The 14,960-nt window shown below is 57.7% G+C and carries 18 protein-coding genes; all 18 read left to right on the forward strand.

All coding sequences use genetic code 11. From position 1 onward, the window contains the following. Positions 1-2 precede the first annotated feature (2 nt). The 18 genes from QZ332_RS00810 (at position 3) to QZ332_RS00900 (ending at position 14,929) form a co-directional block, all read left to right on the forward strand. Positions 3-500: a hypothetical protein gene (locus QZ332_RS00810; RefSeq protein ID WP_295761115.1), complete on the forward strand. Its 498-nt coding sequence runs from the start codon at positions 3-5 to the stop codon at positions 498-500. Next, entirely contained in the window at positions 493-1,902 is a 1,410-nt protein-coding gene (locus QZ332_RS00815) for a terminase B (RefSeq protein ID WP_295761116.1), read from the forward strand. Before QZ332_RS00810 ends, QZ332_RS00815 begins: the two co-directional genes overlap by 8 nt. Next, on the forward strand, positions 1,895-3,451 hold the full coding sequence (locus tag QZ332_RS00820) for a phage portal protein (RefSeq protein WP_295761117.1): 1,557 nt from the start codon (positions 1,895-1,897) through the stop codon (positions 3,449-3,451). The genes QZ332_RS00815 and QZ332_RS00820 overlap by 8 nt, the downstream gene beginning before the upstream one ends. Before the next feature lie 2 nt (positions 3,452-3,453). Then, a complete protein-coding gene (locus QZ332_RS00825) occupies positions 3,454-4,422 on the forward strand; it encodes a phage minor head protein (protein ID WP_295761118.1) in 969 nt (322 codons plus the stop codon). Between the two features lie 187 nt (positions 4,423-4,609). Further along, entirely contained in the window at positions 4,610-5,983 is a 1,374-nt protein-coding gene (locus QZ332_RS00830; protein ID WP_295761119.1) for an XkdF-like putative serine protease domain-containing protein, read from the forward strand. A 26-nt stretch (positions 5,984-6,009) separates the two neighbouring features. Further along, entirely contained in the window at positions 6,010-7,065 is a 1,056-nt protein-coding gene (locus QZ332_RS00835) for a carbohydrate-binding protein (RefSeq protein WP_295761120.1), read from the forward strand. A gap of 15 nt (positions 7,066-7,080) precedes the next feature. After that, the gene (locus QZ332_RS00840; RefSeq protein WP_295761121.1) at positions 7,081-7,575 is read left to right on the forward strand and encodes a hypothetical protein; all 495 of its coding nucleotides are present in this window, start codon (positions 7,081-7,083) and stop codon (positions 7,573-7,575) included. A gap of 13 nt (positions 7,576-7,588) precedes the next feature. Further along, positions 7,589-7,990, forward strand: coding sequence for a DUF3199 family protein (locus tag QZ332_RS00845; RefSeq protein ID WP_295761122.1), 402 nt, complete (start codon positions 7,589-7,591; stop codon positions 7,988-7,990). Positions 7,991-8,001: 11 nt separating this feature from the next. After that, the gene (locus QZ332_RS00850) at positions 8,002-8,367 is read left to right on the forward strand and encodes a DUF3599 family protein (RefSeq protein WP_295761123.1); all 366 of its coding nucleotides are present in this window, start codon (positions 8,002-8,004) and stop codon (positions 8,365-8,367) included. Continuing rightward, entirely contained in the window at positions 8,367-8,885 is a 519-nt protein-coding gene (locus tag QZ332_RS00855) for an HK97 gp10 family phage protein (protein WP_295761124.1), read from the forward strand. Before QZ332_RS00850 ends, QZ332_RS00855 begins: the two co-directional genes overlap by 1 nt. A 3-nt stretch (positions 8,886-8,888) precedes the next feature. Then, the gene (locus tag QZ332_RS00860; protein WP_295761125.1) at positions 8,889-9,371 is read left to right on the forward strand and encodes a hypothetical protein; all 483 of its coding nucleotides are present in this window, start codon (positions 8,889-8,891) and stop codon (positions 9,369-9,371) included. Next, positions 9,361-9,597 (forward strand): hypothetical protein, encoded by a 237-nt coding sequence (locus QZ332_RS00865; RefSeq protein WP_295761126.1) that lies wholly within the window; start codon positions 9,361-9,363, stop codon positions 9,595-9,597. Before QZ332_RS00860 ends, QZ332_RS00865 begins: the two co-directional genes overlap by 11 nt. A 3-nt stretch (positions 9,598-9,600) precedes the next feature. Further along, positions 9,601-11,394, forward strand: coding sequence for a phage tail sheath family protein (locus QZ332_RS00870; RefSeq protein ID WP_295761127.1), 1,794 nt, complete (start codon positions 9,601-9,603; stop codon positions 11,392-11,394). 18 nt (positions 11,395-11,412) lie between these two features. Next, positions 11,413-11,850 carry a phage tail tube protein gene (locus QZ332_RS00875; protein WP_295761128.1) on the forward strand — a complete coding sequence of 146 codons (438 nt, stop codon included), beginning with the start codon at positions 11,413-11,415 and terminating at the stop codon, positions 11,848-11,850. A gap of 56 nt (positions 11,851-11,906) precedes the next feature. Further along, positions 11,907-12,377 (forward strand): phage tail assembly chaperone, encoded by a 471-nt coding sequence (locus tag QZ332_RS00880; protein WP_295761129.1) that lies wholly within the window; start codon positions 11,907-11,909, stop codon positions 12,375-12,377. 209 nt (positions 12,378-12,586) lie between these two features. After that, on the forward strand, positions 12,587-13,234 hold the full coding sequence (locus QZ332_RS00885; protein ID WP_363323960.1) for a Rha family transcriptional regulator: 648 nt from the start codon (positions 12,587-12,589) through the stop codon (positions 13,232-13,234). Positions 13,235-13,464: 230 nt separating this feature from the next. Continuing rightward, positions 13,465-13,869 (forward strand): hypothetical protein, encoded by a 405-nt coding sequence (locus QZ332_RS00895; protein ID WP_295761261.1) that lies wholly within the window; start codon positions 13,465-13,467, stop codon positions 13,867-13,869. A 298-nt stretch (positions 13,870-14,167) separates the two neighbouring features. Next, positions 14,168-14,929, forward strand: coding sequence for a hypothetical protein (locus tag QZ332_RS00900; RefSeq protein ID WP_295761133.1), 762 nt, complete (start codon positions 14,168-14,170; stop codon positions 14,927-14,929). Positions 14,930-14,960 lie beyond the last annotated feature (31 nt).

Here is a 14,960-nt window from a genome sequence, read left to right on the forward strand (position 1 = left end):
ACATGGGAAAGTGGACTGACAAGCCATGGGAGCGTCAGAAAGGCGAAAGCGCACAGGCATACGAGGCTTTTTCCATCTACCTCGGCATGGGCGCGGAGCGGAGCACACGGGCGGTAGCGCAAAAGTTAGGCAAGAGTGCGTCGCTCATTCAGCGTTGGAGCCGCGAAAAAGAGTGGCAGGAGCGTGTCAGGGCCTACGACAACGACGTAGAGAAACAGGCCCGGAAAAAGGTCATAGCTGACCGAAAGGCCATGACCGAGCGCCATATCGGTATCGCCATGCAGCTCCAAAAGAAAGCACTCGAAGCCCTCGGCAGCTTGTCAGTCGAAGACATGACCCCCAAAGACATTAAGGAGTATATCAAGATGGCGACCGACCTTGAGCGGCTGAACAGGACGCTTGAGGAGGAGAGCGCAGCAGCCAAGGACGACGGCCCGGCGCAGCTCGCGGACACCATCATAGCGGCATATCAAAGGCGGAAGGAGAGCGGCAATGCTTGACAGCGAGGCGATACTCTACTACGCAGATCATCCCGTAGAGTTCGTGGAAGATGTGATACGGGTGACACCAGACCCGCAGCAGGCAGCCATACTCCGCAGCGTAGCCGGGAATAAAATGACGAGCGTTCGCAGCGGCCACGGCGTAGGCAAGAGCGCCGTCGAAGCGTGGTCGGTAATATGGTTTATGAGTACCCGGCCCTTCCCCAAAATCCCCTGCACAGCCCCGACGCAGCACCAGCTATTTGACATCCTATGGGCGGAGGTGAGCAAGTGGCTCCGCAACAACCCCGCCCTCTCCCGCGAGCTGATGTGGACAAAGGAAAAGGTCTACATGAAGGGCTACCCGGAGGAATGGTTTGCCGTGGCGCGGACGGCCAGCAAGCCGGACGCGCTGCAAGGCTTCCATGCGGAGGACTTGCTATTTATCATCGACGAGGCCAGCGGCGTAGACGATGTGATATTCGAGCCTGTCCTCGGCGCTCTTTCAACGCCGGGGGCGCGGCTTCTTATGTGCGGCAACCCGACGCAGCTTTCCGGCTTCTTCTACGACAGCCATAACAAGAACCGGGCCAGCTACTCGACCTTCCATATCGACGGGCGCAAGAGCGGGCGCGTCCCGCAGGACTTCGTGCAGACGATCATCAATATGTACGGAGAGGACAGCGACGTTTTCCGCGTCCGCGTAGCCGGGGAGTTCCCCCTACAGGAGGACGACATCTTCATCCCCCTGTCTCTGGTGGAGGCCTCCATTATGACGGAGTACACGCCCAGGGCACGGCCCACGCTGGTACATATCGGCTGCGACGTGGCCCGCTTCGGCGACGACAAGACCGTAATCGGCTACAAGGTCGATGAACAGGTCACGCTCCACAAAAAGCGGCAGGGGCAGGACACCATGAAGACCGCAGATGACATTATCCTGCTGGGGGAGGAGCTGGTAGCCCGCTACAAGCTCCAAGACCCCATCCCCGTCAAGGTGGACGACGGCGGCGTGGGCGGCGGTGTGGTAGACCGCCTCCGGCAGGTGAAGCGCAACGACCCGGAGCGCTTCTGGTGGATGGAGGTCTACCCGGTAAAGTTCGGCGAGCGCATACGCCACAGGCACTACCACGACACCACCACCTACATGATGGCCGTCGTCAAAAAGCTCCTATCCCCCTACGACGAGGAGACCGGGCTGCGAAAGCCCGTGGAGCTGATACTCCCGGACGACGACGACCTCGTGGCCCAGCTCTCCGGCAGGAAGTACGGCCTCACCGAGGCCAGTAAAATCAAAATCGAAAGCAAGGACGCAGTAAAGAAGCGCGGCCAGCCCTCTCCCGACGAGGCTGACTGCGTTTTGCTATTGTGTCTGCCAGTAAAACCGCCCAAACGAAAGAAGGAGGCGAAACGCCATGGGTAAGGGAAGGGCGCAGGTGCGCATTATCAAAGGGCAGACGGCAGCGCCTATTGAGAAAGCGGACACCTCCGTACAGCTCACTACGTCGGAGGCGTACAACGCCGGGGACTGGATAACCCCGCCAAACGATATGCGCGGCCTCCGGCAGATGGTGAAGCACAGCACCATCCTCCCCCAGTGTATCAGGGCATACAAGAACAATATCGCCGGATTCGGAATCGGCATCCGCTACGTCGAGGACGTGGAGGAAACGCCGGAAATGGCGGCGGAGTTCAAGCGGGCGGAGGAGATCGTCGAGCTGCTGAACACAGAGCAGGACACCAAAGAGGTGTTTGAGGACGTGATAGAGGCGCGGGAGACCTACGGCATAGCCTATCTTGAGGTAATCCGCAACCTTGCCGGAGAGGTCGTGCAGGTCGAGTTCATCAAAGAGACCCCTTCCGTCACCAAGACCAAACCGCTCGACCCCTATATCCCCTCCATCTACTATCACCACGGCCAGCAGGTGGAGCGGAAAAAGCGCTACTGCAAGTACAAGCAGGAGATAGGCGGCAAGACCGTCTACTTCAAGGAGTTCGGCGACCCGCGCATTATGGATAAGCGGGACGGCCTCTACCTCCAAGAGGGCCAGACCATCGACCTCGACGATCAGGCAAATGAGCTTATGGAGTTCGCCATCGGGACAGAGCCATACGGGGAGGTGCGGTGGATAGGGCAGGTGCTCGGCGTTGACGGCAGCCGGAGAGCGGAGGGGCTGAACAACAACTACTTCATCAATGGGAGGCATACCCCGCTGATGATTATCCTCAAGAACGGCACCCTCACAGACGACAGCTATGCCAAGCTCCAATCCTACATGAACGACATCAAGGGGGAGGCCGGGCAACACGCTTTTATCCTCCTCGAAATGGAAAGCCCGGACGGGAAAACGGACTTCGACACCGACGAGCAGCAGGATGTTGAGATAAAAGACCTCGCCAGCATACTCCAAAAGGACGAGCTTTTCCAAGACTACCTCGACAACAACCGCCGAAAGGTGCAGTCCGCTTTCCAGCTTCCCGACCTCTATGTGGGCTACACGACCGACTTCAACCGGGCCACGGCGCAGACCGCGCAGGAGGTCACAGAGCAGCAGGTATTCCAGCCGGAGCGCAAGAGCCTCGCGTGGGCCATCAACAACCGCCTCCTCAATGAGTACCAGTTCAAGTACGTCGAGTGCTACTTCCTTGAGCCGGACATCAGCAACCCGGACGACCTCTACAAGCTCCTGACCGTCTGCAACAACGCCGGGGGCCTCACCCCCAATAAGGCGCGGCAGATCATTTTTGAGGCCTACGGAGAGGTCGCGGAGGACTACCCGGAGGAGTGGGGCGAAATACCGCTGGCCTACAGCAAGACGCAGGGAGGCGGCGGGGGCGGCTTTGACATTGGCACCCTCACCGAGAGCCTGCAAAAGCAGATCACAAAGGCGGCCAGCCGGAACGACGACGAGGTGGTGGCAGTGATGAAGGAGGTCAAGCGCCTCCTCATGAAGATGGACAAGGGGGCCTGATTATGTGCATGGCGTGTCAACCCCTGATAAAGGCCATCGACGCATACCTCGCCAAGGCGGACGGCGATCTCGCCGACGCGCTGGAAGTGGAGGGCTATGCGGAGCCGCAGGCGACCATCGACTATATGCATGGCATAGAGGACGACGTGGCGGAGGCGCTGGTGGACGAGACCGACTATTTTGTGGCGGAGGCAGAAAAGGCAGCAGACCTTGAGACCTTCGCGGCGGACATCTGGCCGAGGGTAAAGCTCAACGACCGCCTCAAGGCCAAGCTCGCCACCGTTTTCACCGAAAGCCTTTCAGAGTTCGTGCCGGAGTTCGTTGGCTACTATATCGCGCAGACCGACAGGAGCCTCAAATTGGAGGTGGTGTCGAAGCGGACGACGGCGTGGGTGAAATCGTGGAGTGAACAGCTCGGCGAGATCATGCAGCTCAACAGCCACAAGGAAATCGAGACCATCCTCACCAAGGGCCTCAAGAAGGGCACAGGCATAGCCTCTTTTACCCGCGACATCCTCGACAGTGGCATACGGGACGAATACTACAAGGCCCGGCGGGTGGCGCTCACAGAGGTTTTGGGGGCGCACAGCGTAGCGCAGCAGGAGGCATTTATGCAGTCTCCGGCGGTTGCGGAAAAGGCGTGGAAGCACACCGGGGCATACAGGAATGAGCCACGGCAGAATCATGTGGACATGGACGGCCAGCGCGTAGCCAAAGACGCGCCCTTCACCCTCACAGGGATAAAGGGCGGCACCTACGAGCCGATGTACCCACGCGACGTTATCCTCCCGCCGGAGGACCGTATCAACTGCCACTGTATCTGCCAGCCCGTCGTCAATGAGGACATTCTCGGCCTCCCCCTTGAGGAGCGGCAGAGGCTCCAACAGGAGGCCGTAGACAAAATGGACGACGAATGGGAGCGGGAGCTGGACGCGAGGAACAAGGCAAAGGCAGGAATCGACGAGGAATAGCGCTCCTGCCTCCTCTCGTGGCGCAGGAGCGCCCCGGCGCGTCTATGTAGACAGTTTACCAGTCAGAAAAACAACGGCCATTTCGGGCCGTTCAGAGCCGTTCTGTGGCACAACACGGTAAAGGGCAGCGGAGACGCTGCTTTTTATATTTCCTAAAGCCCGGACATGGAAAGGAGGTGAGCAGGGCATGAGAACGAGCTTGCGGAAAGCATACGAAATCACCGACGCGAAAATCCAATTCGTCTCTCTCGTGGACAAGGCGGCCAACCTGCGGAAATTCCTGTTGACAAAGGCCGACGGCGGCAAGGCGAGCTTTACCACCTACGGCAGAATCATCAAGGCGGACGCAGAAAACCACTACGTCACCGGGATTGTGTACGAGCCGATGGCGGAGGACAGCCACGGCAACTACATGACCGAGGCGGAGATCACCAAGGCCGCCTACTACTTCGCCAAGAACGGCGACAAGGTGGACTTGCAGCACAGCTTCGAGCCGCTTGAGGGCGCGACCGTCGTAGAAACGTGGATTGCGAAAGCGGACTTCGACATCGGCGGCGAGGCGGTCAAGAAGGGCACATGGCTTATGACCGTCGAAGTGACCGACGAGAGCGTGTGGGATAGCATCGAGAAAGGCGACATCACAGGCTTTAGCATGGGCGGTATCGGAAACTACAGCGAGGAGGACGTAGAATTGGACGACGTAACAAAGCAGGATTCCAGCGGGAAGAAAGGGCTATTCAAGCAGTTAGCGGAGGCGTTGGGCTTCAAAGTGGTGGAGAAGGGGGCTATGGCAGAGCTTTACGAGGAGCGCAGCAAGGGTACGCTCTTTTGGAACGCTTTTAACTCCCTTGAGGAGGTTTTATACGCCTACGACCCCATCACAGGACGCTGGCGGTATGAATCGGACGAGGGCAAGGTGCGCGAGTGCCTTGAGGACTTCGGCGAGATCATTACCAGTATTCTCACTGGCGGCCAGAGCATCACCAAGGCTATCTCGACAGACCGTCCCGTGGAAAAGGCCGGAAAGAAAATGAGCAGCAAGAACCGGGAAACGCTCGCGGGCATTTGCGACAGCCTCACGGCGTTTCTCAAGGAGTTCGACGACCCGGAGCCGGAGGGCACCGAGGGGAAGCCGGACGACACCAAAACCAAGAAGGAGGACAAAGAAGTGACTAAGCAGGAAATCGAGCAGGTCGTGGAAGCGGCCATCACCAAGGCACTGGGGGCAGCGCAGGGGCAGGGGCAGGCAGCCCCGGAGACCACCCCGGCCACCGCGCCGAATGCGGTGGAGAAGGCCGCAGGCGAGGGCACCGCTCCCGCCACTGACACCGCGATCACCCCGGAGGCCATCGAGAAGATGGTCGCCAGCGCCATCGAGAAGGCCATGCAGCCCAAACAGGAGACTTTCACCATGGAGCAGGTGGCCGACATGATTCAGTCCGCCGTCACCAAGGCGGTCGAGCCTGTGCTGAAAAGCAGGGGCCTCCCCAGCAACCTCGGCGGAGACGGAACCGTGGAGAAATCTGCGGAGGAGCAGCACTATCTCCACGGGATTATCTAATAAAACGAATAGGAGGATAACACACCATGGGAAACGACAACAGCAGCATCATCCGCAAGGCGGCCATTCAGACGACCTCGCTTTCCAACGGCGGCCTGCTTAACCCGGAGCAGGCGCGGAAGTTTTTGCAGCAGACCTTCGAGGCCACCAACCTCGGCCCTCTGGTGCGCCACGAAATGCGCACCGCCAAGACGGGCGAGGTCGATAAGATCGGCATTGCCCGGCGTATTCTGCGGAAGAAGACCGAGAACACGGACGACGGCTACCGCGCAGGCGTGAAGACCAGCCAGATCGAGTACGCCACCACCGCTGTCCGCCTGCCTTGGGAGATCACCGAGGAGACGCTGCGGGAGAATATCGAGGGCCAGAACCTCGAAGCGATCATCACCAACCTCATGACGACCCAGCTCGGCATTGACCTTGAGGATTTGTACCTCAACAGCGACGAGGACACGGGGGATGCCGAGGCGTTCAGCGCCACCGGGACGTATGCCGCCGGGGATTTTGTTACCTACAGCGGCGGCCTCTACCGCTTCACCACCGCTCATGCGGCGGGAGCATGGACGGGAACCGATGTTGAGGAGATCGGCGAGCAGGACGACACCGACTTCCTCAAGGTCAACGACGGCTGGATTAAGCAGCTCAAGAACGGCGGGCACGTCCACGACGCTTCCAGCGAGACGGCTATGAGCCTTGACCTGTTCTACAAGACGCTGGCACAGATTCCCAACAAGTACAACAACGGCAAGCTCCGCTGGATGATGTCTCCCCGCCGGGCGCAGGAGTGGGAGCTGTTCCTGCTGAATCAGGTTATCGGCAAGGGCGGCGCGGTGCCGGAGAGCATTTACAACTCCCCCGCCAAAATCCCCACGGTACAGTGCCCCTCCCTCGACGACGGCACCATCATCCTGACCGACCCGAAAAACCTCATTGTCGTCAACACCTACTCCATGCAGATTCGCAAGACGACCGAGGGCAAAGAGGCCATCATGCAGGATAAGCGCTTCTACGTCGTCCACCTGGACTTCGACCCCATCATCGAGGAGCTGGACGCTGCGGCCATCATCACTGGCCTCAAGTAAGAGAAGGAGAGAGCTATGTATCATCTGAAACTTTGCAAGGGCCTCTCCTACTACGGTATGGGCGGGGCACTCAAGGCCACCAGAAAGCAGCCGGACGTGCATATCGAGGACAAGGCCACCGCCGACGCTGCGGTGGCCTCCGGCTTCTTCAAACTGGCCGGGGAGGCAACGGTCTTCCCGCCTGCCGGGGAGTTGCTGGGCCACCTCGACCCGGAGCAGCTTGACAGCATGACCATCCCGGAGCTGAAGAAGCTGGCCGGGGAAATGGGAGTGGACATCAAGGGCCTCAAGGACAAGGCGGCCATTATCGCGGCTATCGTCGCCGTCGAAGTCAGCGCCCCGGCCTTTGACGCGGAGGCGCTGGCCGCAATGTCCGACGACGAGCTGAAAGCCCTCGTCGAGGAGAAGGGCATCGACCTGACTGGCTGCAACACCAGAGAGGACGCGCTTGAGGCCATCAGCGTGGCCCTCGGCGGCAGCTACACCATGCTCGACCTCATGCGCGAGTAAGGAGGTGGGCGGTATGGCTACAAGGCCGTGGGTGCTTCCCAAAGAAGTCAAGGCGTACACCGATATTGAGGCCGTCCAGCAGCGCAAGAAAGAGAAGCTGGAAATGGACATAGCGCGGGCGGAGCAGTATGTTATCACCTATACGCGCAACCGCTTCGAGGGCTACACCGAAATCCCGGCCCCGGTCAAAACCGCCGTTATCCTGCTGGCGGAGGCGTATGCCTCTTATGCCAATCAGCTCAAGAAGACGGGCGGAGGCGCAGTCAAGTCGGAGACCTTCGACGACTACTCCTACACCGCAGGCGAGGGCACCTTCGAGGACTTCGTAAAGGCCCTTGACCTCGCGGCCCTGCTGGACGACTTTGTTATCAAGCAGGCCAGCGGAACTATCACTATGCGTATGCGCAGGCTTTAGGAGGTGCGGATATGAGCTTGGAGGCCCTACTTAACCACACCTGCGACATCTACCATATCCAAAAGGAGGGCAAGTCCCCCGGCTTTGGGCTGGCGGCCTCGCCCTCCTTTGATTACCCGGAGAAGCCGGACATCAGCAAGCAGGCGTGTCACTTCGGCGTGAAGCCCGCAAACGTCACCGTCACGCAGACAGCCCCGGCGAACCTTTTGGAGGCGAAAACAAAGCTCACCCTCCCCATCGGGACGGACGTGCGGATTAACGACAAGATCGTGGACTGCGACACCAAACTGGAATACACGGCGGAGCAGCCCGTCAATGTCAGGAATCACCACATTTTCGTCTACATCAAGAGGAACAAGGGGCAGGAGGCGCTTTAGTGTCTACCGTGACGTTCGACATGAGCGAGTTCAGAGAGTTTTTCCAGCGCATGGAGCGGGCAGCGCGGGGCGACTTCCGGGCAGAGTTCGAGCTTTACGTCGAGGCTTTAGGCTCCGAGTTCCTGCGGATATTGCAGGACGAGATCGTGCGGCGCAAGGTTATAGACACCCGGCTCCTCCTCGCCAGCTTTGAGAGGGGCGCGGACGGCAACATCTGGAACCTTTCAGACGGCGGCCTCACGCTGGAAGTCGGGACGAACCTTGAGTATGCCGCCTTTGTGAATGACGGCCACTGGACAAACCCGAAAGGGGTAGCCCGGCGCTGGGTGCCGGGCTACTGGGATGGCGACCGCTTCATTTATGACCCGGAGGCAAAGACGGGCATGGCGCTCAAGCAGCACTGGGTAGAAGGGGCGCACTACTTCGAGGGCGCTCTACGGGCCTTTGAGCCTGTTTTCAAGGCCAGCGCGGAGGCCAAGCTCCGGGAGTGGCTTCAAAAGTATTTCGAGGGGGTGTAGGCCGTGGCAGCAGAAATCGAATTGGAGCAGGAGGTAGCGAGCGTTATGGCGTTTGCCCTCCACAAGGCGGGAGACCCGCACCCGTACTACTGGGATGTGCCGGAGGACTTCAAGCGCCCGGCCATGTACTTCCCGCAGCCGGAGATCGACACGGGCGGCGACACCCTCGGCACCTATGCTTCGGAGTACGCATGGTACATCAATGTCTTTGCGGACACGACAGAGGAGGCCCACGGAATCGCCCGCAAGGTGCTCACCGCGCTCAAGAGGGCGAAAAACTATGTTCCCCTGCTGAATGAGGACGGGACGGAGAGCGGCAAGAAACTCCGGCTCAAAGACCCCGGCCTCAAACGCGGAGATACTGGCGTGGCGCAACTCACAATCGGGTGGACGAGCCGCAGGAGCTACGCCGACGACGAGCCGCCCAAAGTGAAGATCACTCAAATTCTATTTTCCAAAAAGGAGGATTCACCAAATGTCGAATAAAACCAAGGCTGCGCCCCCTGCCGAGAAAACGGCGGAGGGGCGCAAAATCCCCATCGAGAAGCTGCGCCGGGGCTGCGTCAACCTGTTCGGGGTAACTCCCAGCACCTTTGACGGGGCCACCGTCGGCATCCCGGCGGGCAGCAAGTTCACCGTGGAGGAAATGCAGGCTCACATCGACAAGTGGCTTAACACCCCTGTCTCGCTGGGCCGGAGGAAGGAGGGCTAAGTTATGGCAGGAGGAACGTGGAGCAAACTCTCTCTGAAAGAGCGGCCCGGTACTTATATCAACTGGCAGACCACCGAGCAGAACATCATCGGTATCGCCGAGCGCGGCACCGTCATTATGCCTCTGCTGGGCCACAACTACGGGCCTGCCAAGGAGTTCATCACCATCGAGAACAGCTCTCCCGACGCGCAGTACGCCAAGCTGGGCTACAGCGTTTATGAGCCTCCGCTGCTGCTGGTGAAGGAGGCGCTGAAAAGCGCCAAGACCATCATCCTCTACATCCCGGCGCAGGGCGAACGGGCACACGCCGATGTCGCGGTTGACTTGCCGGAGCCGGAGGAGGACGAGTACAACGATCTCCTGCTGGCGAAGGTCAAGACCACGCTGGGGAAGAAGCCCGACATGACCGGGTGCAATCTTTCCTACGACAGACGGGGCCACACCTACACCGTCACGCTCACGGGCGAGCTTTCCGCTGTGAAGAACACGGGCATCATCGACACCCTGACCGCCCTCGTCGGCGGCGGCTACGCCCTCTCCATTGGAGGTACCGCGCTCACCGACGTTGCGAGCGTCAAGGAGACCGCGCTCTACACCAAGGCCGTCGTCATGAAGCCGGGCGACAGCGACATCAGCGACACCATCAAGGTCAGCAAGGACGGGCAGGAGCAGGACTACGCCATCGTCATTTCCTATCCCAGCACCGCGCCGGAGGCGCAGCAGGGGCTACAGGATGCTACGGTGATGCAGGGCAATATCTCCGCGACCGCCATGTACGGCGGCGAGCGCGGCAACGATTTGAGCTTCGACTGCGTTGCCAATGAGGACGGCGGCTATGATGTCACCGTCTACCTCGACAACTCCGCCGTGGAGGAGTTCGAGGGGCTGAACACCGTGGGCGACCTGATTGCCGCAGGCTCCTCGTGGATCACCTTCAAGGGGAGCGCGGAGGCGGAGCTGACTGACTTCTCCGCGATCAGTCTCGCGGGCGGCACCAGCGGCACCACCAACACCATCGACATCACCAGTTTCCTCGACGCTTCGGAGGCGATTCACTGGAACACGATGGCTTTCCCGCTGGACAGCAAGGAGAACAGCAGCCTCATGACCGCCGTGGTGAGCAAGATCAAGTACCTGCGGGAGGATGTCGGCAAGTACCGCAAGGCCGTCCTCGCCAACTATGCCCCGGACTACGAGGGCATCATCAACGTCAGCAACGGCTACGTCTTGAGCGACGGCACCGTTGTTGACGCGACTATGGCGACCGCATGGGTAGCCGGGGCGGACGCAGGGGCGGACTGCATCACCAGCAACACCTACAAGCCCGTGGAGGACGCAGCGGACATCTATGGTCTGCTCTCCCATACCGAGGCCGTGGCCGCGATCAAGGCCGGGAAGTTCTTCTTCTCCTTCAACGAGAGCAATGAGGTCGTGGTGGAGTACGACATCAACAGCCTTGTTTCCTTCGCAAGGCAGAGAAAGGCCAAGAGCTGGCGCAAGAACCGGGTGCTCCGCGTCATGGACAGCTTCGGCGAGAGCGTCCAGCTCAATTTCCCGCCCAACCGCTTCGACAACGACGACGACGGTTGGAACGCCATGGAGGGCATCGGCAAGACCATCCTCAAGCTGTACGGCCTCAAGTCCGAGGGCGGCGTAGGGGCCATCCGGGGCATCGACTACGACAAGGACTTCCTCGTTGACCGGGAGGAATCCCACGGTGACGAGGTTTTCGTCAATGTCGGCATCCAGCCCGTGGACAGCGCGGAGAAGTTCTACTTCACCGTCACCACGCGCTAAGAAGGGAGGTAAAGCGATATGTCTCTCATGCAGTACAATAAAAACCCCATTTCCGTCAGAGAGGGCAAGGCGTTCATTGACGGCGTGGAGGTGCTGGACAGCGTTAAGCTGGAAATCAAGTTCACGCCGGATGTCTGGACGGGGCGGCAGCTCGGGGAGCGCACCCCCAGCTCCCGGTGGCTTGGCTGCCAGATCACCGGCAGCATGACCCGCAGGCGCAGCACCCCTTGGCTCCGCGAGGCCATCAAGCACTACAATAAGACCAAGGAAACGCCGGAGTTCACCATCCAAGGGATTATGAACGACGAGAACAGCGAGTTCTTCGCCAACAACGGCGCGGAGACCATCACCTGCGTCGGCTGCGTCCTTACGGGCGACCTCAACCTCATTAACCTCGACAGCGGCGGCAACGTCGTTGACGATGTTATCGCGTTCAACATCAAGGACATCGTTTAAGCAGCAGCCCCGCCCCCTCCGGGCGGGGCCTGCATTATTTGAAGGGAGCGATCATTATGGCAACGAAGAAAGACCTCAAATATTTCATGCGCAGCAAGGAGCCGGAGGTTGTCACCGTCCCCGGCCCGGACACCATCAGGGACGAGGATGGCAACGTCCTCCCGCTGGAAATCAAGGTGCTTTCGCAGGGGGAGATCACCAAAATCAACGATATGTACCGCACCAAGGTCATGGCGACCGACAAGAAGGGGAACCCCCTGATTGCCAACGGTGAGGTGGTCTGGAAGGTTGAGAAAGACCCCGGCAGAGCCTCCCGGCACATCATCGTCGAGGCTTTGCAGTTCCCCGACCTCCGGGACAAGGAGCTGATGGAATACTATGGCTGCGTGGACATCACCGAAATGCCGCTCAAGGTGTTCCCCAAAGCCGACGAGTACCAGCACGTCTCCCGGATGGTGATGCAGGCCCTCGGGCTGGCGGCCCCGGTCAGTGACGACGAGGACATCGAAGCTGCAAAAAACTCATAACTGACCGGGGCGGAACAGCCTATTGGTGTAGCGTCCTCTGGCAGAGGCACAACCTCCGCCCGGAGGAGTTCTATGCTATGCCAAGGCCGCTACAGCTCTTTTATATCGCCTCCGAATTAGTGGAGGATTCCAACCCGGTCAGGCATGACACAATTCGCATCAAGAGAAAATGACAGGCACAAAATCAGCAGAAAGGATTGATATATGTGTTGGTAGAAATCAAGAAGTTTGGACACGAGGAACGGGCCATCTGCACCAGCCTGGACGTGGCGGAGACATTCGGGAAGGAACACAAGCACGTTCTGCGCGACATTCGGGAATTGGGGTGTAGTGCAGGGTTTAATCAGTCCAATTTTGGGCCGATCTCCTACACAGACAGCATGAACCGGCAGCAGGAAGCTATTGTCATGACCCGCGACGGCTTCACCCTCCTGGTGATGGGATATACTGGCGAACTGGCCATGAAGTTCAAAGAGGCGTACATCAAGCAGTTCAACGCCATGGAGGCGGCGCTGAGAGGAAAACTGATTGAGCGGGAAAAGGGTATCGCCGTCCGGCAAGCGCTGACGAAAGCCCTCCAGCAGTCCAACGAGGATGCCAGAATGCACGGTCATGCGTACTCGACCTATACCAACTGCATCTACAAAGCTCTGTTTGATATGAATGCTAACCAGCTTCGGGAAAAGTTCGGCATAAGCAAGAAGGAAAATTTGCGGGACTGCTTCACACAGGAGGAGATGCGGGCAGTGCAGTCAATGGAGTGCCTTGTCAGCGGGCTTGTAGACTGCGGGTGGGATTATCATCAGATAAAGACGTTCATCCAGCAGAACAACACGCAGAGGATACTCGCGGCTTAAAAGATTGCCGCAACCCCATCCGGCGTGACACGATACGGATAAAAAAATAGGTTAGAAAAAAACTTGACTTTTTGCCTTTCACAAAATATAATAAATGCAAGGCAAAAAGTGAGGTGATGAAATGAGCCCACGCACAGGTCGTCCAAAAGTAGATAATCCCAAAGGAATTAACCTTACCATCCGCCTTGACCCGGAGACGGACAAGAATCTTTTGGCATATTGCATTCAGCATGATATGTCAAAAGGAGAAGCAATTCGGAAAGGAATCCATCTGCTTTTGGCACAAGAAAAATAAGAGTTTCGCCCCCTCCACCACGAGAAAAGCGAAACCCTTACTCAACCAAACCGCAAAGGGCTTGATAAATCCATTATATCAGGCTTTCTGTGGTACGTCAACAGAAAAGGAGAGCTATATAATGGATTTTAGGGCAATTTTTGATTTCTACGAGGAGCGGATTCCTCAAATCTCGGAAGTTACCACAGCGGAGGAAAACGCCCGGAAGATTTACGACAAAATCGCGGCCTACAACACGGAGTTGGCCGACAGCGTAGACACGATTATCGGTGCCCTCGCAAGAGCATACGAGGCGCAGGGCTTCAACGGCGGGCTGGCAGTAGCCAGAGGTACGCTATGATTTGCCCGGTGTGCGGCAAAAAGTATTCGTTCTTCGGCAGCGCGGGGGGGGGGTATATTGCTCCCCCGCCTGCGCGGAGGCCGCGCAGAAAGAGCTTGAGGAGCTGTTGCAAAGCATGATGAAAGAGGAGGACGAAGATTCCGAGGAGGGACACGACGATTAAAGAGTTCCAGCCGGGGTAGAAACCCGGCTGAAACTTTACCTTGCTGATTATCGGGACATTCTCTAAAAACTATTGCAAAAGTATAGTTGATATCGGATAATAGAATTGCATTTTAATTTTATGGAGGTGCCAACCGTGCAACAATTAACCCCGGAGGAAATACGATTCCTTTATAAAACAAACGGGCATCGAGTGGACGATACAGCATACATCAAAACAAACGGAGGTGTAGTTGAAAAGCTGACATCCTGTGGCTATCTTATAATAGGCACCAAAACACAGAGCCTTTCCTGCTCTGACATTAGCATAATCCGCAAATTACTGAAAGACAAAGGGCTGAAAGCGGGAGGGAAAAAAGTAGACCTTGTTCAGCGCATTCTTCAAAGCTATTCTGCAAGCGAACTTGAAAACGCAGACATCCCCAAAAGGTTCGTATTAACCGTCTCTGGTGAGCAGGTTATAAACGAAAACAGTGCGCTTCTATACTACTTTGACGCTTTTGGAGCAACAAATATCCTTGAGCCGGAGCAAATTATTAGCGCACAAAATTTGCACCATTCCGAAAATAAACTTGATATTTTAATCGCGCTATTTAAAGAAAGGGCCGCAACAGAAAACGATACAGGAAAGAAAAGGGCAATAACGGAACATCTTAGACGGCTCTATTCGTTAAATCACGATGATGCTCTTGCGAGAGAAGCTGAGCTTGAGGTTGAAAGACTTGATAAACTGTGGGAGGAAGAAAGAGAACAAGAAGTGAGAAAACTTGATTCTGTCCTTGGAATATCATCAGAGGAAAGAAGAAGGTTAGCACAAAAAGCTATAGAAGAAATGGGAGACGAATGGGAAAAAGAGCTTGACGCAAAAAACCGGGCAAAGGCCGGAATTGAATATTGAATGACGAGAAAAGGGCCTCGCGGCTATGCGA

The sequence above is a fragment of the uncultured Oscillibacter sp. genome, assembly GCF_910584465.1.
In the GTDB taxonomy this organism is placed as follows: Bacteria; Bacillota; Clostridia; order Oscillospirales; family Oscillospiraceae; genus Oscillibacter.